Raw genomic sequence first — 21,722 nt, forward strand, 5'->3', positions numbered from 1 at the left:
CCAGCTAAATAGCCATACTTTTCATATGACTGAAAATGTGACGAGCACAAACGAGACCAACGCCGCACCCCAAACACCGGCGTACCGTTACGATGCCCATATGGCCCAAGACATCGAACTCAAGTGGCAGACTTATTGGGATGACAACGGGACGTTCTGGGCAGCCAACGCGAAAGGCAACCTAACGGATGGTGAGGGGCGCAACGCCGAAGGACGCGCTCCGTACTTTGCGATAGGGATGTTCCCGTACCCCTCGGGCAAAGGTCTGCACGTAGGCCATCCCCTGGGCTACCTGGCCACGGACGTAGTGAGTCGATACCACCGGATGAAGGGCGAAAACGTACTCCACGCGATGGGCTACGATGCCTTCGGACTTCCGGCGGAGCAATACGCCGTGCAAACCGGTCAGCATCCGCGAATCACCACTGAGGCCAATATCGCCAACATGCGACGCCAGTTGCACCGCATGGGCTTGAGTTTCGATGACCGCCGGACGTTCGCGACCATCGATGCCGACTACATGCGCTGGACGCAGTGGATTTTTTCGCGAATCTACGACTCATGGTATGACGACGACTACGTTCGCAAGGATGGGGGTCAGGGGAGTGCCAGACCGATCGATACGTTGATCGAGCAGTTCAGGACTGGTAAAAGAGCCATACCGGGGTTTGAAGACAAGTCCTGGTCTGATCTGAGCAAGGTTGACCAGGCAAACGTCCTCAACGGATTCAGGTTGGCGTATATCTCGAATTCGCCGGTCAATTGGTGTCCCGGCTTGGGAACTGTGTTGGCGAACGAAGAGGTCACCGCGGAAGGCAAATCCGAACGCGGCAATTTCCCTGTGTTCCAGCGCGAGCTCCGTCAATGGTCCATGCGTATTACGGCCTATGGGCGTCGGCTTATGGATGACTTGGGCCTCATAGATTGGCCCGACAAGGTCAAGACCATGCAACGCAATTGGATAGGTGAGTCTCATGGCGCCACCGTTCACTTTAAGGTGGAGACGGACCAGGGCGAACGAGACATGGAGGTCTACACGACACGTCCGGATACGCTTTTCGGAGCCACGTTCACCGTCGTCTCTCCAGAACATGCGCTACTGGAGTCTGTTCCCTCCTCATGGCCTGAAGACACCCCGGAAAATTGGAAAGATGGTTACGAAACACCACGCGAAGGTGTGGAGCATTACCGTCGCTTGGCGCAGTCCAAGACCGCCCAGGACAGGGTGGACGAAGCCGGGGAGAAGACGGGTCTGTTCACCGGTCTGTATGCTCGCAACCCGATCACAGGGGATTCTTTGCCCATCTTCACCGCCGATTATGTGCTTATGGATTACGGAACCGGTGCCATAATGGCGGTTCCTGGTGGAGACCAACGCGATTATGACTTCGCGGTGAAGTACGGTCTCCCAGTCACATACACGGTTGAGCCTTTGCCAGATTCGGGTGATGATCTGGGTAATTACGAAGGGAAGGCGCCGTTCGTGTCCCACGAGGGAATTGTCATCAATTCCTCTACGGCGCGGACCGCCGCCCAAGGTGACGCTCTCTCGCTTGACGGCCTGCACGTCGACGAAGCCATTGCCAAAGTCACGAAGTGGCTCGAATCCGCTGGGGTCGGTCATGGCACCGTGAGCTACAGGCTGCGCGATTGGCTGTTTTCACGCCAGCGTTACTGGGGCGAACCATTCCCAATTGTCTACGATGAGGATGGTGTTCCATATCTGTTGCCTGATTCCATGCTTCCCATCAACTTGCCTGACGTGCCTGACTACAGTCCGAAGACCTTTGCGCCGGACGATTCTCAGTCCAGTCCCGAAGCGCCTCTCAGCCGAAACAAGGAATGGGTCAAGGTCACGCTTGACCTCGGGGACGGGCCCAAGACATATTACCGCGACACGAACACCATGCCGAACTGGGCGGGTTCCTGTTGGTATTACATGCGGTATCTCGACCCTTCGAATAGCGACCACATGGTGGATCCCGAGGAGTATGACTACTGGATGGGGCCTGAGCATAACGCCACGGCGGGAGTCGCAGGTGGTGTGGACCTCTATGTCGGTGGCGTCGAGCACGCGGTTCTTCATTTGCTATATTCCCGCTTCTGGCATAAGGTTCTTTTTGACCTAGGCTACGTCTCAAGTCCCGAACCGTTCCACAAGTTGTTCAATCAGGGCATGATCCAGGCTTACGCATATACGGATGACCGAGGCCAGTATGTTCCGGCATCAGAGGTTGAGGAAGGCCCTGCTGGCTCCGACGGCGAACCTACATTCACTTGGAAGGGTCAACACGCCAACAGGGAATTCGGGAAGATGGGCAAGAGCCTGAAGAACATCGTCACGCCCGATGACCTCTACGATAGTTACGGGGCCGATACGTTCCGTGTATATGAGATGAGCATGGGGCCGCTTGACGAGTCTCGTCCATGGAACGACCGCAACGTTGTAGGAGGTATGCGTTTTCTTCAGCGCCTTTGGCGAAACGTGCTCGACGAAAATACGGGAGAAGTCACGGTAACCGATGAACCGGCCGATATGAAGACGCTCAAGTTGCTGAACAACACCATCGCTGAAGTGACGGTGGAGATGGAGGAGATGAGGCCGAACACAGCTATCGCAAGGCTTATCGTGTTGAACAACCATCTTACCGGACTGAAGTCAGTTCCCAGAAGCGCGGTCGAGCCGTTGATTCTCATGCTTTCGCCGATAGCTCCTCATATATGTGAGGAGCTATGGAGCCGACTAGGTCACGACGAATCGCTTGCTCATGCATCGTGGCCGAAGGTTGACGCACGTTATGTAGGTCAGGACAGCGTCACCGCCGTCGTTCAGATCAAGGGAAAGGTTCGCGCAAAATTCGAGGTTGATTCTGACATAGATCCGGACGAATTGCGGCGAATGGCTCTCGACGCAGTGGCTTCGCGGCTTGGTGGCAGGGAACCGCGCAAGGTCATCGTCAAGGCGCCGCGAATCGTCTCCATCGTCCCCTCGGAGTAAGGGTGAGTAGTTACACTATGTGTGTTTGAAAGGCCTCCTTATGTCGTGCCTTCCCGGTCCGATCCGTGAAGGCACGATTCTTATTGTGGCACGTTGCAACACACGTCATGCGTCGGTGAGAATCGTTCGACCACATTGACGGACACGGAACGCTGAAAGCCACTTCGCGTCGGATGATGGTGTCATGCAAAGGCATCAATATAATGGCGTCGCCGCTCGACGGCTGAAACAATACCGGTACGATAGTGCCGCAACCGTCGAAGACGCACATGACGGCTCGTACACTTTCCCTCGAGTCCGGCTCGCTACACCTTGGCCTGATGTTGTACCAAACCGGCGAATCCGGCTTTCGAGAAGACTTCAGATAGATCCTCGAACCAACGTTGATAAATCGCCTATACACCGGCTTCCCAAAAGACGCTCGTCGTCTGGTCAAACCGAAGCTCAAGACCGACCAAAGGTTTTCGTCTCCAATGATGCTGTACCGAAGATCGCCACGCTCGATCTGCTCAGTGGGGTGCATGTAGGCGACGGCGGAGAGGCTCCTGGCCGCGGTGACGGCGATGGCGGGAGAAACGTCCCGCGACTGTCGCTCAGGCCGGTCCACTCGCTTTTGTTGATTTTTATCCTCATCGTGGCGTTGTGCGCCAGCCTAACCATGCTGATACAGCAAGGCGCTAATCTTTCCAGGGGCACAACGAATCATGGCTCAAAAGCCTCACGGAGCACATCCATTGACGCCCCTGTTCACTCCAGTCGCGGCGGCGACAAGCTTCGCGAGCAAAGCCGGGCTTCCGAAACGACCGTTGACGGTAAGGAATCAGTACAGTCACAAGGAAATTCTGGTGTGCAGGATGATGCACGGACTTCTGATCCGGCACAACGGAGCAATGTCTCGGGCACGCATGTCGTGGTCAATCTCAATACCGCGGACGTTAGGACCTTACAGACAATTAAGGGAATAGGTCCGGTCACGGCGCAGCGGATTATCGATTATCGCAGTTCGATCGGTCAATTCACCAGTATCGATCAGCTACTTGAAGTAGATGGCATAGGCCCTAAGAAAATGGAGAAGATACGGGGACTGGTGACGTTATGAACGACGCGCTGTCAGGGCATTGCAATCATCGTGCAGCTCATGAACAAGGAAGCAGGGACCTGCGGTTGTTCATTATGGCAACTGCGGTCTGGTGTTCGACGCTTGCTTCACAGTGGTTGTTTCGTCGGACATTTTCCGAAACCACGCGTCAGTCTGGATTCGGTACGCATGAGGGCTTGAGATACAGGTCCGTGCTTGCGATGATGACGTTCCCGGCAGCGATTGTGGTGGTGTCATCGACCGGTTTGTGTCTCATGGCTGCCATCATCTGCTTGGTGGTTGCATTTCGGCGTTTACGGAACAGAGACGATTCACGGTTCCCTAAGCGAGGTGGTCCGGTTTGTCGCAACCAAGTCGTCTTGTGGTTTTCGGTGCTCGTGTGCTGTTGTCTTACAGCATTCATAGTTTCGTTCGTTGCCGATTTGAGATCGTGGCATGATCCGGCAATACAGGCGGCCAATGACCAATCACATCGTTTGACCGAAGTCGAAGTCGAAGTGCTCTCTCCGGTCACAGCTTCGAAAACTTGGGATGGCGATTGTCAGGTTCGAGCCAGGATGCGGTCCATCGACCGTGATGACGTCGTGGAGAAAAGCGCGTCGACAACGAGGTTGATTCTCAGTGGAACGGCCTGTGGAAACGTGGAAAATGGCCAGACCTTGCAGGTCTCCGGACTCATCGAACCTGCGCGTTTCGGCCCGGAAGCGACATGGTTGACCGTTCCCACGACCGGTACGGTCAAGATTATGGACAAGGGGCCGTTTATCCAGCAAATCTCCACCCACATGCAACAGGCTTTTGTCGAAGTCTGTGACCGGCTTTCGGATCAGGGGAGAGTACTCGTGCCAGGCTTGACCATCGGCGTGCTTGGACAGGACATCGTGGCGAACCCGGAGGTCGCCCATGAACCAATCAATCCGACCTTCGCATCTCTGCTGGAACGAGATTTCAAACGGGCTGGAATCATGCACCTCATGGCGGTGTCAGGCGGGCATTTCGCCATCGTGACCGACTTGACGGTAACGATTTGCTCAAGCATGCTGATGCACCGCAGAGCGAAAGCCTGCATACAAGCCTTGGCATGCCTACTACTTGCAGCGCTCATGTATCCTTCAGACTCGGTCTTGCGGGCAGTCATTATGGGCGTTTTGACGGCTCTGTGCCGCTGGGTGGGGCGGCCCAGTCAGACGCTGAACATGCTGGGCCTTACGGTGGTAATCGTGCTGATATCCAATCCAAGCATGGCAAGAAGCTATGGTTTCGCCCTTTCCTGCTGTTCTGTAGCCGGCATCGAGCTATGCTCCGACAAGATATCCGCTGGTTTGGAATCGGTCATGCCGCATCCCTTGGCAGATTCGGTGGCGGCTACTTGTTCGGCCCAGTTATTCACACTTCCAATTCAGGTGATGATATCGCCGCAACTGCCTTTGCTATCCATACCGGCCAATCTCATCGTCAGCCCGTTCGTCGATTTTTCGACAATATGTGGATTGTGCGGACTGATGCTCGCATGGTGCTGCAGACCTCTTGCATTCATGTTCGTTTGGCTCGCTGCTTGCGGGACCTGGGTGATGCAACGTTGCGCCGTCCTTGCCGGCGGGTCAGGCAAGACGCAACTGCCATGGTCCGGCGGCTTCCGAGGCGCCATGCTGATTCTCTTCCTGGAGATCACGTTCATTGGACTTCTGCAGACTCTGCGTTTGCTCGTGAAGCGAGCCATGTGGCGAGCCGATGATGGCGAGCCTACGTTTTCGACACCTTCGGGTTCTCCACTGCGAACAAGCATCTGGCAAAGATCGAAGATCTGGGTTCTGGAGACGAAATCTTTGCTTTCATCTTTGGAATGGAGGGACCGGCAATGACATGGATCAATATGTCCAGCTGTACAACGAAATTGAATAGTATGAAACAGCATGATGTCAGCCGTTGCGTCATCGTCTCCGGCGGTGACGACTATCTGGCCGAGCAAGCCGTAAGAGATCTGCAGGACAAGGCTCTGCGAGTCGATCCACAAGCCGAGGTCATACATCTTGATGCGCTTACGGCGAGCGAATATGATTTCGATGAGGCTGTCAGTCCTTCGCTGCTGAGTTTACGAAACATCGTACAGGTCTGCAATCTTCAGGCTGCTGACGAAAAATTGATTGACGCGATGAGCGCCTTTTGCAGCGACAACCGTGATGGTGATGCATCGAGCTTCGTGATAGCGCGTCATGATGGTGGTCTTAAAGGTCGTAAATTCATTACGCGTCTTGTCGGGCAGGGCGCAAGTGAAGAGAAGATACCGGAGCTGAAGTATCCGAACGACAAACTGGGTTTTGTCATGGACCAGTTCGCCCGAAACCACAGGCGCGTCGATCCACAGGCAGCTCAGCAGCTGATATCGGTGTTGGGAGATCGTACCGCAGAATTGGCGGCTATGTGTTCCCAGCTATGCTTTGATTTTGAAGACGACCCCATCGGCATCAATCGCGTTGACCAATATTTGGATGCGGACCCGCAAGTCACCGGATTCGCCGTGGCCGATCAGGCCTTGGCTGGGCATGGGGCACAATCCATCGAATCCATGCGCGCTGCGGTCAAACAGCTGATATCACCGATAGCCATGATAGGTGCGCTTGAGATGAAACTGCGTTCATTGGCCAAAGCTTCGGCGGTTCAGTCGGGTGTTATTTCCACGGCCGAGGCGAAGATGTCCCCTTGGATGCTGAACAATGCGAAGCGCCAGCTTTCGGGCTGGACATCGCAAGGTTTGTCGAACTGCCTCCAGGCGCTTGCCGCGGCAGATGAGTCAAACAAATCGAACGCAGGTGATCCGGTCTACGCGTTGGAACGTTGCCTGATGCTCATCTCGCATAAGGGAAGGAACATATGATGACGCATAAGGACAATGACCTACGCTGCGTGGGCGGGCGCCGGATCGATGTGCCAACGGCTCACGGCATGAGGCGTCTTGGACAGGCGGTGGCGCAAATCGTCACAGGAGGCGACATACTGCTTCTTTCTGGCCCTTTAGGCGCGGGGAAGACCACCTTCGCTCAGGGTTTTGGTCTCGGTCTGCATGTGAACGGTGACGTTGTTTCCCCTACGTTCACCATTGCTCGGGAGATGGATGGAAGATTTTGCAATGGCGACAAGGCTCACATGGTGCATGTCGATGCCTATCGGCTGGGTGGTTCCTCATACGAACCCGGGCAGGATAGTGTCCTTCGTCTTCTTGATGAATTGGAATCGTTGGGGCTGGATGAAGAGCTGGAGGATCCCGATGAGCATACGGTCATACTGATGGAATGGGGCGAGCAGATGGCCCAGGCCTTGGCATCGGAACGCTTGGAAATACATATCGACCGGAATGCGCTGCCTTGCCCTGTGCAGACCGATGATGCACAATGCAAGAACGATGCGAGTTCCGTAGCTGATGAATTGAACGGTGATGGACTAAGGCAAGTGCTCTTCACCCCCGTGGGACAACGTTGGGCTGGTTTCGACATCGATTGGCTTGAAGCCTATCTGTAGCCCAATCGCAACGCAAGAGACCGCAACACCCCAGGCGTTTCATGGGGTCGGATTATCCTTGAGATGAATCAGGGAAGGAATCATGTCACATACGCTTATCATTGACACCTCGTTCGGTTCCACAGTAGGTGTCCTTGGACACGAACCGGTAGTAGAAAAGGACTCCAGGACGCATGTGGAACGTCTCCAGGCGAACATCGGCCAATCCGTAGCTCAGGCGGGCTTGGACACGAAAGACATCGACCGGATCGTCGTGGGCATAGGTCCGGCTCCCTTTACTGGTCTCAGAGTAGGGGTGGTGACGGCCAAGGCATTGGCGTACGCAACCGGCGCACGCTTGCTTGGTCAAGATATTCTTCAGCCTCAGATGTTGATGGCGTATCGGCTCCGTCGAGGACATGTCGGCGGGCGATTCGATCGCTTACCGGAGGTTTCGCAAGAAACTCACGGAAAACCATATTCCACGACGTTGTCCGAGCATAACGACGATAGTGTCCCTTCGGTCTTCACGCTGTGCGTCAACGATGCGCGTCGTAGGCAACTGTACTTTTCGCTATATGACGGCAACGGAAAGCTGATAATACCGATGGATATTGATTACCCGGCACATATAGCACAGCGTGTCAATGAACAGGTCGGCCGTCTTACGGACGGCCATGAAGGCCATGTACTGATCGACGTGATCGGACATGGTGCCGGGAAATATGAAGCTGATTGGCGAATTCTACAACGACCGGGTCAGGTGATTGACGCTTCGGTGTTGGACCTAGGAGCCCGGGGTTTGCGTATCTTTGCAGATTGCGCATTCGCTTCGGTCGGAGATGCCAATCGGGGTCTTGCCGTTGACGGCATCATGCCCCCGACTTGGCTCGGATCGGTGCGCAGGAACGGTGAAGCGCAAGTGGAGCCGTTGTATTTGCGACGTCCTGATGTTAGCGTCCCCAACCCACTTAAGCATGTGCTCAACTCAAACGCGCTTCAAAGGAATGCCGCATGATAGTGGATGCCTTTACATGCGAACGGATATGGGTTGTATCGCAGATTTCACGGCTGGAGCAGGAGCTGTTCGGCCAAGGCGCTTGGAGCCGTAAGACCGTTGAGCAGGAGCTGCAGGCACCGGCGCGAACCTATTTCCTTGATGTCGCACCCGGTTGCGCAAGTTCGACGCAACCTTATCTCGACAGTGAAGAATTGCGCGGTTACGCCGGTTTCTGGTTTGATGGTGACGACTGTGAAATCATGACTATAGGGGTGGCGCGCAATCATCAACATCTGGGAATCGGCTCAGGCCTGTTGCGACGCATGATCGAATCCTCGTGTGCGCAAGGGGCGCGCAGGGTGCTCTTGGAAGTCCAGGTCGATAATACTTCCGCGCTGGGTTTATACGAGCATTTCGGCTTTCGGAAACTGGGGCTGCGCAGACGTTACTATCAGCCGCAAGGTGCTGACGCCTTTACCATGGCCCTGGATCTCAAGCCGATTCGCGTAGGTTTCATACCGCACGATATGTCAGTAAGCCGTCGCGAGCAACAGAACGATAATGCAGAATCACAAGCAACGGAGGAAGATAAATGAGTGAACCGGTTGTCTTGGGAATCGAGTCGACATGTGATGAAACAGCCGCCGCCGTCGTGAGAGGAAAGACGCTGCTCTCCAATGTCGTGGCATCTTCAATGGAAGAGCACGCAAGGTACGGCGGTGTCATACCGGAAATTGCTTCCCGGGCCCATGCCGAGGCATTCGTGCCTGTGGTGTCAAAGGCTATGAAGGATTCCGGTCTGCGGCTCGATGACTTGGACGCAATCGCCGTCAGCGCCGGCCCGGGTCTCGCCGGGTGCCTCGCCGTAGGGGTTTCGGGCGCAAAGGCATTGGCTTGGACGGCTAAAAAACCGTTGTATGGTATCAATCACGTGATTGGACATATCGCAGTAACGCAATTGCAATTCGGAGCGTTCCCCAATGATACCTTGGCATTGATAGTGTCAGGTGGTCATACGTCGTTGCTTCATGTTCGCGATATTGCCCGTCATGTGGATGTTGTGGGAACGACTCTTGATGACGCCGCAGGCGAGTGTTTCGATAAGGTAGCCCGCCTATTAGGATTCCCATATCCTGGTGGTCCTCACATCGACAGGCACGCCAAACTCGGAAACGCCGGTGCGCTGAAGGTTCCGATGGGACTGACTCAGGGCAGGTCAGGACAAGAACATCCTTACGATTTCAGTTTTTCCGGAGTAAAGACCGCCGTTGCGCGTTGGGTGGAAAACCGGCAGGCTTGCGGAGCGGACGTTCCCGTAGATGATGTCTGTGCTTCGCTTGCTGACTCAGTCGCCACGGTTCTGGCTGGGAAGGCAATGAAGGCCTGCAAGCGCTTCGATTCCGGCACTCTAATCGTCGGCGGGGGTTTCTCCGCGAATTCACAGCTGAGAGCCAAGCTGTCGAATGAGGGTGAGAAACATGGCATTCAGGTCAGGATTCCCGAACTGAAACTATGCACCGATAATGGTGCCATGGTAGCGGTTTTGGGAGCGAACCTCGTTGAGGCTGGTGTGGATCCATCTCCGGAAGATTTCCCTATTAACTCATCCATGCCCATGGATGTAATAAGCTTGTGAGAATCGAGGCGACACGCCAGACTTGCGATATCGCCAAATCCTAATAGACTTTATTTCTTGTGCGGTGCATTAAGCACTTCACCGGAAGAGACATTCCCGCATAGCTCAGTTGGCAGAGCGTCTGACTGTTAATCAGAATGTCGCTGGTTCAAGCCCAGCTGCGGGAGCCACCAAACGGGGTCGAGGCAACATTGCCTTGGCTCCGTTTTTCGTTACTGTACAGAATCTTTCGAACATGCCAACTGCGTTTCTTTCCCAGCATGTTGTTATCCTTTTCATAGGCTCCGTATGGAACCGTCTTCGAAAATGTTATGGGTAGGGTCGAATTGTCGCTGTTTCGTAAGGTTTTACACGATTTTCGTGCGCATTCAACCCGGGGAAGCCGACCGGACGGCAACCGGATAAAAGCGTTGGATGGATTGAGGGCGCTGGCGATCATCGGTGTCGTCGCATATCATACCAGGCCTGCGCTGATGCGAGGTGGTTTTCTCGGGGTTACGGTGTTTTTCGTGGTTTCAGGTTTTCTCATCACCCGCAGCGTCGAAACTCTCCACACAACCAAGGAAGGGTTCCACTATTGGCGCTATTTATGGAAGAAAATCAAGCGCTTGGCTTTCCCTGTATTCTCACTGATTGCCGTTCTTCCTCCTGTGCTGTATTGCTTCGCGCCATCGCTTGCTCGTAAATTCGTGGCCGATGCGCTACCCAGCATCACGTTCGTAAGCAACGTCACTTATATTGTCCGTCATGTGTCATATTTCGATGCCACGGGGTTGCCTTCTGTGCTTACGCATCTTTGGTTTGCTTCCCTGCTGATGCAGTTCTACCTGCTTTGGCCTTTGATACTCATGCTCATGCACCGATTCGGCATGTCAAAAAAAGCCAAGACTGGTTTGACGGCGATTCTTTTCCTCATTTCCTCGCTCCTCATGGTGGGATTCTCGTTTTCGCCGGGAGGCCTGAGCCGCGCCTACTATGGTTTGGACACGCGTCTTTCCGAGTTGCTTGTGGGTGCTTTCGTGGCATTGGTCCAAAGTGAAGGACGAATGTCTTCGCTACGTACCGTTGAACAGGATGGTACCTTGCGATCGCAAGTATCAGGTCTCCTGTGGGGCTTGGCGGGCTTCAGTCTCATTGCAGCGCTCGTTTTGCTGTTTCTTTCCGCCGACGGCAACAGCAGGTTCCTGTATCGTGGCGGATTTCAATGTGTCGCCATTACCGGTGGACTGTTGCTGGTGATACTTGAAGATGAGGAAAATTTCTGTTCCAGGCTTCTTGGTTCAAGGATATTCGTTCATTTCGGATCGATATCCTTCTCGCTGTATCTTCTGCATTATCCCTTGCTGGCAATCATGAATCCGGCAACACGCACCTCACCGCTGAAATGGTGGGGTTGGTTGGTGCAATTCGTTATCATCTGGCTTGTTGCAGAGCTATGGCACACGTTCGTCGAGAGGCCTAGGTTCAGTGGTGACAATACCGTACCCGTCAAGCTCTCAATAAGGAGCGTCACGAAGGTGCTCACTGTGCTGGGCGTGGTCGTGGCCTTGACATGTACCGTGGCGCCCAAGCAGGTAGCACGACCGTATGAGGAGCGAAACGCCCGCTTCAGGCACGAACATCATTATGCGGTGGAATTGATGCTCGGTAACACATCAGACGTAAGAAGACGGCATGCTTCATATCTCGAACGCCACACCGTTCCTCAGCCATCGGTGAATCTTCCGCAACGCCTGGTTCCCCACGCTCTGAAGGTTCCCAAAAACCTTTCCACACATGGTTGGACGTACACCGAGGCCTCAGGAGTGTGCACGGCGGATCCCTTGATCATCAGCGATTCAGTCGAGATGGGGGCGCAGGATTTTGTTCAGAGCCACATCCCGGGTGCCATTCAGGATGGCCAAGTAGGGCGGCCCATGAGCGCCGGTCCTGGTGTCTTTGCGCAACACGCCGCGTCGGGACAGCCTAGTTCGGTCGTCATTTTCGCCTTGGGAACGAACGGACCAATCAATGATACAAGCCAGCTGGAGCAGCTGGTACAGTCGACCCACGGGTCGCCGATATACCTCACCACGATAAGGGTCCCTCGTGAGTGGCAGGACCAGAACAACTCCATGATCAGGCAGGTGGCCTCGAGGCACCGCAATGTCGGCATACTTGATTGGTATGATGCCAGTGAAGGCCACCCTGAGTACTTTTATGATGACGGAACGCACCTGACCCCTGGCGAAGGCGGGGGACGAGAGGCTTATGGCTTGCTGATCCGTCAAGGCCTTTGCGGCAGCTGAGCGGAACGATTGCGCATTCCGACAGTTGCTGTTCTGCCATCGATGTTCACGGGTACAGATACTTCATGTGACATGCTGACACGCTTGAAGGCCAATCTGCATTGGTTTGTCCACAACCCTTTGGTTTCGACACCGGCCGCATTGCTTATGTTCCATACTGGCCTGATGAGGCTTCCCTTACGGGAATGTTCGCAGCCGTACGGTGTTCGGATTGTTCGGCGGGTAATACAAAGTAAAGAGGAGTGGTCAACTATGGTACGAGGTCAAGACTTACGAAAACGGCATCGTCGAGTGCGCAAACGGCTGCATCTTAGGATTGCTTGGCGTTCGGTTTCTCCTGCACTGGTCATGTCAATTGTGATTGGGCTTGCACTGACGTCGATTTGCTGTACCGTAAAGGAACTGAAAAATCCGGCAACCGAGGTTAGCAGAACAATGGCGTCAATCATCTATTCCGATCGCTCCGCGAACGCAGGTGCCTGTCATCGATGGGGCCATGTGCGTATTGTCGATGCAGTGTCGTCTGATGACACCGACCTCAGTAAGCAGACATCGCTCTTTTTCGCACCCTCGGAGAAGGGCTGCAATGCGCCACTGCGTTGGCCTGTACTTACTCATGTAGTTACAAAGAAATTCAAGGCACCAACAGGTCGCTTCGGATCCGGACACCGAGGTGTCGACGTAGCGGCGGTGCCAGGTACGCTGTTGGTGGCGCCAGATAACGGAATAATCAGTTTTGCGGGTTTGGTCGCAGGCAAGAGCGTGGTCAGCATCCGCACCCGATCCTTCACATTGACGTTTGAGCCCGCGATAAGCGATCTGCCCATCGGTACGCCGGTGATCCAGGGTGCACCTTTCGCCACTGTCTCGGGACTTTCGGACCATTGCCTGACTTCCTGCCTCCATTGGGGCGTAAGACGAGGTGCATGGGACTACACGAATCCAGAACTGCTGGCGGACAGAAAGAAAATCGTGCTCAAAGCCGTGTAATGTTTCATGAACACTGGTACGATGTTTGTGATTCATCGAAAAGCCCATCCTGTTTCGATGAATCACAAACCTGCGTCGGCCATGCTCACATAACCCGGATCAATCATCTCTTTTTTGAGGTTCCCAGCACTTACGGCTATCAACTTTGCAGTAATAACCGGTGTTTTCACCCCATTGACTTCCTTATTACTGACTTCGGGCATTGTGGACACATTAGTGCCAGTAACGAGTGAGACGTTCGCGTTGGCGATTGTGTCGGCGACTCCATGCAAATCCTCCATGCCAGTCATCCATTGCTTGCCATCCACGATTCGTGGAATCATGTCGGTGTAGACACCGAATCCGGTGACGATAGGCCATGACATATCTGGCTGGACCGATTGGCTTGGATCATGTGTGGCCAATCCACCTGTTTTCTGATTGTCATCGAGTTCGGGTGATGTGGGGTTCGTGGTTGAATCATTTGGATTCTGAGGAGTCTGTGTTTTGGAAGTCAATCCCATGTTTGGTTTGGGCACGGTCTGTCTGTAGAGGTTATGCTGACCCGTAATCGTGCCTAGGATGCCTGAAATCGAAATGTCAGGGTTTATATCTGCGCTGGAACCTTGGTACTTGAGGTCTGTAAGCTTATCTATCACGGCATCACTGACAAAATCGTTCATCGCCACGATGCCGTCGATATGCGCCGGTTGTGACGTTTTGTCGTCTTTGTCCGACACGGACAGCCGTTTTTCAAGTTCATCAGAGACCTGTGACGACTTCTGCGCCGGGAACGCGACGTTTCGCCAATCATCCTGCGTGCTTTGAGCATCCAGTCGACTGGAAGGACTGAACACCCTTCCATCTTTGAAATACTGACCCAAAACCGACCACACGCCCGCAAACGCCTCTTGTGCGAAATCATCGGAAACTGTCACCGAAGCCTCTTCTTTGTTGTCCTGCCTTTCCTTCTGTTGTGCGCTGTCCGTTTTGCCCGCTATAGATCCGAGCAACGAATCCGAAGTCTCCTTGCTCGGAAGCATGACTTCAATCGCCTTCGGGTGGTTGGCCGTCGCCTTATCAATCGCTAGTTTTTCGACCAACTGCCGGGCCTGCAGTTCTCCTATGGCTCTTGGAGTCGACATCTGAACATATAAATCCGGAACGAATCCAGAAATCGACTGCGATATCAGGACCACATGGGCGCCGGCTTTCCTCGCTGATTTCAATGCCGAGACAAAGCGCTGGTGTGCCTCGCTGTCCTCGCTCGTCGGACCAGTGCCGACGTTGTGATCAACCCCGTCTTCGATGTGCTGCGGTCTGGTCACATAATCACCGTACTGGTTGTCATCGGAAGAAACAGCTGGTGCCAGAATGATTGTGGTGTGCCGACCATGCTCCTTGTTCCCGTTCGAAAGGTGGCTGTCTACGAAGTCCTGCACGTCTCTGCTTTGCTGGGCAAAATCTCCGGAAGTCTTGGTGGTTATCGATTTTGCCGGTATTCCGGTTTTACGTAACCCATCACTGAGAATAGGAGTGAATTCGGCCCACTTGTTCAGTGGGGTATGCTGTGAGATGGTGATGCCGTCTGCCGGAACAAAAAAAAACGACCTGCGATCGGCTTAGTTCAGCTTTTCTTGAAGAGACGTTTGTCGAAACGTCGGATCGTCCCTGGCCGTCATCTCCCTGCGAAGACGGACCGCAAGCACTCAAGCCAAGAAGAACAGCGAAAGTAGCCAGACATGAAACAACCCGATTCATAGTTTTTTTCGTACCAATCACAATCGCAGACCCAATTTCCTAGATTTCATTTTCCAACTACATAGAGTCTAGTCCAAGATTGGCCGCAAAGCCAAAGTCATTCCTCAAACGGATCTCACCACCTAGCTAAGGGCTGCATCGACGCCTGTGAATGCATCTGTATCTGGTTAAGGCTTATCCTGAGTCGTTAGTTTGTCCTTATACGGGGCCTTGCGCCTGATTCGATGCGTTCCTTATCCCAACCTTTAGCATCCGCATACGGCCTGCAACTGAAGGAGTCCCTTCCGATCAGGTTCGTTGCCTGAGCGCACTAGTCAAGGAATATCGAAGACAAGGCATTGGTTGAGCCTTTCGTCAGGATGCCATTTTCTGAAGTATATCGTCACGTTAGAGAGATCCGACTGTCGGGTAGCTTCGTCATAGGTTTGGTTCGAAGCGGAGGCATGGGACTAATCCATGCCTAGAAGCGCTTCGGCTTCAAGACGGTCCCTACACCGTTAATATGGAGCATATGGTACGAGGCTGAAGCCCACCGTCTGGAAGAGAATCGATAGCCAACAACCATGCTGGTCGGGGACGATCCGACGTAAAACCCGTCTTCCTGTGTATTGTCCAATTTGCTGTGCGGTTTCCGCTTGTAAGTGTCGCATTGCCCTGCGCCATGGTGTCATATAGTCACACCTGAGCGCTAATTTTGTGAGTATGACTCAGGAAATCGAAATCGGCTTGGGTAAAAAGGGCCGTCAATCATACTCTCTCGATGACATCGCGATTGTCCCTTCGCGTCGAACCCGTGATCCGCAGGATGTTTCGACAACATGGCAAATCGATGCCTATGAATTTGACGTACCTGTGGTCGCCGCACCCATGGATTCCGTCACCAGTCCGGACACCGCCATAGCGATGGGGAAGCTTGGCGCTCTGGGAGTCCTCGATCTGGAGGGCTTGTGGACACGCTATCGGAACCCGGAGGGACTTCTTGAAGAGATCGCGCAACTTGCCGAGACCAGTGCGACCCGCAGAATGCAGGAGATTTACGCCACACCCATACAGCCCGAGCTCATCGATCTGCGGCTCAGGCAGATACGCCAGGCCGGTGTGCCAGTTGCGGCCTCGCTTTCGCCGCAACATACACAAGAGTTCTGCGAGACGGTGATCAACGCCGGTGTGGATCTGTTCGTCATCAGAGGCACCGCGGTTTCCGCCGAGCACGTCTCCCGTGACCACGAACCGTTGAATCTGGAGAAATTCATCTATGATTTGGATGTTCCAGTAATCGTGGGAGGGGCTGCCAGCTACGCAGCGGCCCTGCATCTCATGCGCACCGGTGCGGCGGGAGTGCTGGTCGGTTTCGGTGGAGGCGCCGTCTCTGCAACGCAGTCGACCTTGGGTGTTCAGGCACCCCTGGCCACCGCAATCGCTGATATTGCGGAAGCCCGCAGAGACTATATGGATGAGTCCGGAGGGAGGTATGTGCAACTCATAGCCGATGGAGGCATGGGGGATTCGGGGAGCTTCGTCAAAGCCTTGGCACTTGGTGCGGACGCGGTTATGCTCGGAGCGCCGCTGGCCCGAGCAGCCGAGGCTCCCGGCAAAGGTGAGCATTGGGGTGCCGAAGCTTATCACCCTTCATTGCCACGCGGCAATAGGACGCACGTCGGTACGGTAGCGACCTTGAAGGAGATTCTTTATGGTCCAAGTCACAGTACTCCGGGCATGGTCAATTTCGTAGGAGCACTGAAACGTACGATGGCATCGGCTGGATATGTCGACTTGAAGAGTTTCCAACGCTGTGACGTGGCTGTCGTAGGCAACGGCGGTATGTAAGGCTCTGATTCTCGTCATGTTGTGCAGGCCCCGTGCATCGATTCCGGGACCTGTACTGATTCGGCTTTGGCGATGGAGCTAAGCATCTTGCGCCGTGTGTCGTCGGACTGTGCCGATTCGATCTTGAGGAAACTTATCCACTTATCCCCAAAATCAAACATCGAATTTGCGCGTTTCATTCTTTTCTGCTGTTCTTGAAGATGATTGACCTCGGCATCAATGAATGATGTCGACCATATCGATAACTTGACAATGAATGGAACAACGAGAATGACTAACATAGATGGCATGCGTTCGACCAGTGGAGACGGTCAGGAACGCGACGAAGGGAACGGATTCAACGAAGAAGCAAACCGACACCGATGGGATGGCACAGTGAAGGTGGAACTCTCATATGCGCCCGTGCGATATCATTGCGTCAGCTGCTTCCCATGCAAGATGAGCCAAGGCCGTTGCGAGCAAATCGCCTTGCATTCGTGCCGCCTAGCATGTATGAGTCTCGATGTCGTGCGTGGAAGAATGCCACTGAAAAATCTAGAACGCAGGATGACGTGGCCGTGCATCAACAAGCTCGATACCATGTCCAAGTTGCTTGAAATTCAAATGACAATGGATTCCGAGCTCAGAAACAGACTCGATCGTTACCCGACGGTGCCCAAATTGATCGACATGGTGTTTAAAAGCGGCACCACTCTTGAAGCTGCTGTATGCGTGCAGCTAGGCTGGTCCACGTACTGGGTCAATCTGGTGCTGCGTTATCAGGGCAGCCGCTGGATCTGTGATTTTGCTGACTTGGGATAAGCCTGAAAAGTTACCGTGACAAAGCTGGTTACGGTACCGAAAGTTACGGAACGGTTTTGGCCTTACCGGCCGCTATAGTGGGTGGCATGTTAAGAGAATTCAAATTAGATCCGGTCACGTTCACGACCGATGAGGATACCATATTCTCACTGCTCAAACATCGCCAGGAGCGGGAGCCTGATGGTGTGGTCGCGCAGTGGAAGGATGAGCGGACCCATCAATGGCATGACGTCACCGCCTCGCAAATGCTTTCGCAGGTGCGTTCCGTGGCCAAAGGGCTTATGGGTCTCGGAGTCAGGAGCGGCGGCATGGTCCTCATCTACGCTTCTACGTCGTATGAATGGGGGGTCACGGATTTCGCATGCGCGGCTATAGGCGCGGTGAGCGTTCCTGTATATGAAACGGATTCGATGGATCAGGCGCGCGAAATCGTCAATGCCGTCAATCCGCGTGTGGCTTTCGCAGGAGATTCGGCTCATTCGCAGATCCTTGAGCAGTTGCGCAATGAGAACGACGATTTGAATTACGTCTTCAATTTCCAAGACGGTGGGTTGGAAGCCATCTGCCAGTTCGGTGCGGCAATCGAGGACTCCGAGCTTGAACGGGCGATTGCCAAGGTCAAGGCCGATGATGTGGCGACAATCGTATACACCTCCGGTTCGACCGGAACGCCGAAGGGTGCGATGCTTTCGCACAGGAATTTCGTCTCCACGGTGTTCATCGGTTGGGATGTGCTCAAAGGCATGCTGGGTGACCCGAGCCGACTTCTGCTTTTCCTCCCCTTGGCGCATTGTTTTGCCCGCTACATCCAATATGCAGCCATCGGAGCGCAGGGTGTGGTCGGATATGTGTCTGACACCAAGAAACTGCTCTCGGATCTACGTAGCTTCAAACCGACATACCTCCTTGGAGTCCCACGTGTCTTCGAAAAGGTATACAACGCCGCTTCACAAAAGGCCGGTTCAGGATTGAAAGGTTATGTGTTTTCAAAGGCATTCAACCACTTCGATCAATGGTCACGCAAGGAGCAGGAAGGCAGGGGGCATACCCTGCATGAGAGACTCATGCACCAGTTCTTTATGAAGACGGTCGGTTCTTCGGTTCGTTCAGCCATGGGACCGAACCTGCGTTATCTCGCTTGCGGGGGCGCCCCACTGAACGTCGATCTGGCTCATTTCTTCAACGGCATAGACGGCATAACGCTCATCCAGGGTTATGGACTGACGGAAACCGCGGCGCCGTGCGTCGTGAACTTCCTCAACTTCAACAGGGTAGGCGCCGTTGGGCGGCCCGGACCTGGGATCGGCGTCAAGCTCGCTGATGACGACGAGCTGCTGATCAACGGTGAGGACGTATTCCTTGGTTACTACAAGCAACCGGAACTTACGGCCGAAGTCCTGGATTCCGATGGCTGGCTGAAGACTGGTGATATAGCGAAAATCGACGATGATGGCTTCGTCTACATCACCGGCAGAAAAAAGGACATCATCATCACAGCAGGTGGCAAGAACATCAGCCCCGCGCCCATGGAGGACACCATAGAGACATGCCCCATCGTTTCCCATGCGGTCGTTCTGGGTGATGGGAAGCCCTTTGTTTCGGCCCTGATAGAGCTGGACGAGTCCATGACGCGCACATGGCTTTCCGATCATGGAATGCAGGAGCAGATGCCTATGGACGAGATCATCACAAACGAGGCGGTCCGTTCATATATCCAACAATTCATCGACAAGGCGAACGGCAAAGTGTCGCGGGCGGAGTCCGTCCGAAAGTTCGTCATTGTTCGGGACGAATTCACTCAGGATGCCGGAACCCTAACCCCGAGTATGAAGGTGATTCGTCCGGGGGTGTTGAAGAAGTACGACGACATCATCGAGAAGCAGATCTACACCCCACGCTTCCAAGGCAAGACCTCTCCCTCGGCCGCCGTGGAATTCATAGACAAAACGGCGGAAGGTGTGCGACAGGCGGGTAATTCGGTTTCGCCGATAATGCGCAAGGCCATGGGACAGGCTAAGCAGAGCATCGGTGAACATCGCAAACAGGATGACGAAGAAAACACGGGAGCCGATGAACCGCAAGAATGAGGTCGATAGGCTGGCGGTATCTGAAGTGTTTTCGTAGCGCCACGCGGTCCTCTTTGCGCCTTTATCGACGGAGGTGAGAGAGGACCGTTTTTGCGTCAGATTAGGCAGCAGCCTTGCGCGCTGCTGCGGCAAGATTATGAAGAGAGGAAGAATTAATTGGCATTGCGTGAAATCCGAGTCATACCAGATCCTGTGCTGCGCCACCCCCTGCGAACCGATAACGACGATCACGCCGGCGGTTCGGCGTTTGATAGCCGATTTGATGGACACCGTGGATGACCCGGGCAGGGCTGGACTTTCCGCCAACCAAATCGGCGTCGGCCTACGTGCGTTCTCCTACAACATCGAAGGGAAACTTGGATATGTCATCAACCCGGTGCTCGTAGAGAAGAGGGGGGAACAATACGGTGATGAAGGATGCCTTTCAGTACCGGACCTCTGGTACAAGACACGGAGGGCGGATTATGCTAAGGTGCGTGGCATCGATCTGGATGGAAACACCATTGTGGTGGAAGGCAAAGGCCTCATGGGCAGAATGCTCCAGCATGAAACCGACCACTTGGATGGGCATATCTACCTTGATCGACTGGAAAAGGATGTTCGTCGCGAAGCTATGAGGCGGCTGCGTTCCGATCATTGACGCACCACGATAACGAACACCACGAGGTACCTGAGTCGTGGTATAGTCAGAGATGTATGTGCCAACAGACTGGGATGGATTTCACGAGTCCAGACCTGTCAACCAATTCAACCTATCGGCGCATAACATCGCGTCATGCTCGTGAAGGACTGTGTCGGTCGGCGTCTCAGGACGTTGCACTCAGAACCGCATGACCAGGCAAGAACCGACAGAAAGGTTATACTATGGCTCAAATCACCATGAGCGAAATGCTCAAAGCGGGTCTTCATTTCGGACATCAGACACGTCGCTGGAATCCGAAAATGAAGCAGTACATTCTCACCGAACGTAACGGCATTCATATCATCAATCTGTTCAAGACGCTCGATCTGATTGATAAGGCTTATGATTTCGTCAAGACCACGGTGGCTCATAACGGCACCGTTCTTTTCGTAGGCACCAAGAAGCAGGCCCAGGAAGCGATTGCGACTCAGGCCACCCGTGTCAGCATGCCTTATGTCTCTGAACGTTGGTTGGGTGGCATGCTTACCAACTTCCAGACAGTTTCCAAGAGGGTCTCACGTCTCAAGGAACTCGAGGAGATGGATTTCACCGATGTGCGTGGATCGGGACTGACCAAGAAGGAACTGCTTCTGCTTGAGCGGGAAAAGGATAAGCTTGAAAAGCAGCTCGGTGGCATCCGTAACATGAACCGCACCCCTTCGGCGCTGTTCGTTGTGGATATCAGCAAGGAAACCTTGGCCGTAGATGAGGCCCATAAGTTGGGCATCCCGGTCGTGGCCATTGTTGATACCAACACCGATCCCGATCTCGTCGATTATCCCATTCCGGCGAACGACGATGCGATTCGTGGCATCGAGCTTTTGGTCGGGCTGATGGCTGATGCCGTCGCTGAAGGTCTGGTGGAGCGCAGCGGTAAGGCGGAGAAGACCGAGGACAAGAGCGAGCAGCCGATGGCCGCGTGGGAGAAGGATCTTCTCACCGATTCGTCCGCAGCTGCTTCCGTCGAAGAGGCCGCCAAGCAGCAGGAGGACGCTCCCGCTCAGCCTGCCGAGGCAGAGGGTGCGAAGGCACAAGCCTGACATCCGATACCATCACTTCGTGCCTTGCCCTTTTTTGAG

General features: G+C 54.1%; 16 protein-coding genes, 1 tRNA gene and 1 pseudogene. 16 read left to right on the forward strand and 2 right to left on the reverse strand.

Going from position 1 to position 21,722, the window contains the following annotated elements:
- Positions 1 to 25: 25 nt before the first annotated feature.
- From leuS to BBOMB_RS02015, 11 genes are all read left to right on the forward strand, one after another.
- Positions 26 to 2,998: a leucine--tRNA ligase gene (gene leuS / locus BBOMB_RS01965; RefSeq protein ID WP_044086608.1), complete on the forward strand. Its 2,973-nt coding sequence runs from the start codon at positions 26 to 28 to the stop codon at positions 2,996 to 2,998.
- A 184-nt stretch (positions 2,999 to 3,182) separates the two neighbouring features.
- Complete coding sequence (locus tag BBOMB_RS07485) at positions 3,183 to 4,097, forward strand: ComEA family DNA-binding protein (RefSeq protein ID WP_052377341.1); 915 nt, start codon at positions 3,183 to 3,185, stop codon at positions 4,095 to 4,097.
- A gap of 476 nt (positions 4,098 to 4,573) precedes the next feature.
- Positions 4,574 to 5,959 carry a ComEC/Rec2 family competence protein gene (locus tag BBOMB_RS01975; RefSeq protein ID WP_161787685.1) on the forward strand — a complete coding sequence of 462 codons (1,386 nt, stop codon included), beginning with the start codon at positions 4,574 to 4,576 and terminating at the stop codon, positions 5,957 to 5,959.
- A gap of 41 nt (positions 5,960 to 6,000) precedes the next feature.
- Entirely contained in the window at positions 6,001 to 6,972 is a 972-nt protein-coding gene (gene holA, locus BBOMB_RS01980) for a DNA polymerase III subunit delta (RefSeq protein WP_152570094.1), read from the forward strand.
- Positions 6,969 to 7,613 carry a tRNA (adenosine(37)-N6)-threonylcarbamoyltransferase complex ATPase subunit type 1 TsaE gene (tsaE, locus tag BBOMB_RS01985; protein WP_414133044.1) on the forward strand — a complete coding sequence of 215 codons (645 nt, stop codon included), beginning with the start codon at positions 6,969 to 6,971 and terminating at the stop codon, positions 7,611 to 7,613. The genes holA and tsaE overlap by 4 nt, the downstream gene beginning before the upstream one ends.
- An 82-nt stretch (positions 7,614 to 7,695) precedes the next feature.
- Positions 7,696 to 8,610, forward strand: a complete 915-nt coding sequence (gene tsaB / locus BBOMB_RS01990; protein ID WP_044086609.1) for a tRNA (adenosine(37)-N6)-threonylcarbamoyltransferase complex dimerization subunit type 1 TsaB — start codon at positions 7,696 to 7,698, stop codon at positions 8,608 to 8,610.
- Positions 8,607 to 9,188, forward strand: coding sequence for a ribosomal protein S18-alanine N-acetyltransferase (gene rimI, locus BBOMB_RS01995; protein WP_081867233.1), 582 nt, complete (start codon positions 8,607 to 8,609; stop codon positions 9,186 to 9,188). The genes tsaB and rimI overlap by 4 nt, the downstream gene beginning before the upstream one ends.
- The gene (tsaD, locus tag BBOMB_RS02000; RefSeq protein ID WP_044086611.1) at positions 9,185 to 10,228 is read left to right on the forward strand and encodes a tRNA (adenosine(37)-N6)-threonylcarbamoyltransferase complex transferase subunit TsaD; all 1,044 of its coding nucleotides are present in this window, start codon (positions 9,185 to 9,187) and stop codon (positions 10,226 to 10,228) included. The genes rimI and tsaD overlap by 4 nt, the downstream gene beginning before the upstream one ends.
- Before the next feature lie 94 nt (positions 10,229 to 10,322).
- Positions 10,323 to 10,398: transfer RNA gene (locus BBOMB_RS02005), tRNA-Asn, on the forward strand.
- Positions 10,399 to 10,638: 240 nt separating this feature from the next.
- Positions 10,639 to 12,516: an acyltransferase family protein gene (locus BBOMB_RS02010; protein WP_161787686.1), complete on the forward strand. Its 1,878-nt coding sequence runs from the start codon at positions 10,639 to 10,641 to the stop codon at positions 12,514 to 12,516.
- A 435-nt stretch (positions 12,517 to 12,951) separates the two neighbouring features.
- Positions 12,952 to 13,506 (forward strand): M23 family metallopeptidase, encoded by a 555-nt coding sequence (locus BBOMB_RS02015; RefSeq protein WP_052377344.1) that lies wholly within the window; start codon positions 12,952 to 12,954, stop codon positions 13,504 to 13,506.
- A 62-nt stretch (positions 13,507 to 13,568) separates the two neighbouring features.
- On the opposite strand, the gene BBOMB_RS02020 is transcribed toward BBOMB_RS02015, so the two are convergent.
- On the reverse strand, positions 13,569 to 14,927 hold the full coding sequence (locus BBOMB_RS02020; RefSeq protein WP_052377345.1) for a substrate-binding domain-containing protein: 1,359 nt from the start codon (positions 14,925 to 14,927) through the stop codon (positions 13,569 to 13,571).
- A 1,021-nt stretch (positions 14,928 to 15,948) separates the two neighbouring features.
- On the opposite strand from BBOMB_RS02020, the gene BBOMB_RS02025 reads away from it, so the two are divergent.
- Positions 15,949 to 17,073, forward strand: a complete 1,125-nt coding sequence (locus BBOMB_RS02025; protein WP_044086613.1) for a GuaB3 family IMP dehydrogenase-related protein — start codon at positions 15,949 to 15,951, stop codon at positions 17,071 to 17,073.
- A 14-nt stretch (positions 17,074 to 17,087) separates the two neighbouring features.
- Here BBOMB_RS02025 and BBOMB_RS07995 read toward each other — a convergent pair whose 3' ends face one another.
- Complete coding sequence (locus tag BBOMB_RS07995) at positions 17,088 to 17,252, reverse strand: hypothetical protein (RefSeq protein ID WP_156097119.1); 165 nt, start codon at positions 17,250 to 17,252, stop codon at positions 17,088 to 17,090.
- 340 nt (positions 17,253 to 17,592) lie between these two features.
- Here BBOMB_RS07995 and BBOMB_RS08000 point away from each other — a divergent pair, with 340 nt between their 5' ends.
- The 4 genes and pseudogenes from BBOMB_RS08000 to rpsB all read left to right on the forward strand — a co-directional run bounded on the left by BBOMB_RS08000 (position 17,593) and on the right by rpsB (position 21,683).
- Positions 17,593 to 17,874: a hypothetical protein gene (locus BBOMB_RS08000; protein WP_152570095.1), complete on the forward strand. Its 282-nt coding sequence runs from the start codon at positions 17,593 to 17,595 to the stop codon at positions 17,872 to 17,874.
- Between the two features lie 86 nt (positions 17,875 to 17,960).
- Positions 17,961 to 19,961, forward strand: a complete 2,001-nt coding sequence (locus tag BBOMB_RS02040) for an AMP-dependent synthetase/ligase (protein WP_044086913.1) — start codon at positions 17,961 to 17,963, stop codon at positions 19,959 to 19,961.
- A 156-nt stretch (positions 19,962 to 20,117) separates the two neighbouring features.
- Positions 20,118 to 20,601 (forward strand): annotated as a pseudogene (def, locus tag BBOMB_RS02045) (peptide deformylase).
- Between the two features lie 224 nt (positions 20,602 to 20,825).
- On the forward strand, positions 20,826 to 21,683 hold the full coding sequence (gene rpsB, locus BBOMB_RS02050; protein WP_044086616.1) for a 30S ribosomal protein S2: 858 nt from the start codon (positions 20,826 to 20,828) through the stop codon (positions 21,681 to 21,683).
- The last annotated feature ends 39 nt before the right edge of the window (positions 21,684 to 21,722 follow it).

The organism is Bifidobacterium bombi DSM 19703, from assembly GCF_000737845.1.
Taxonomy (GTDB): Bacteria; Actinomycetota; Actinomycetes; order Actinomycetales; family Bifidobacteriaceae; genus Bifidobacterium; species Bifidobacterium bombi.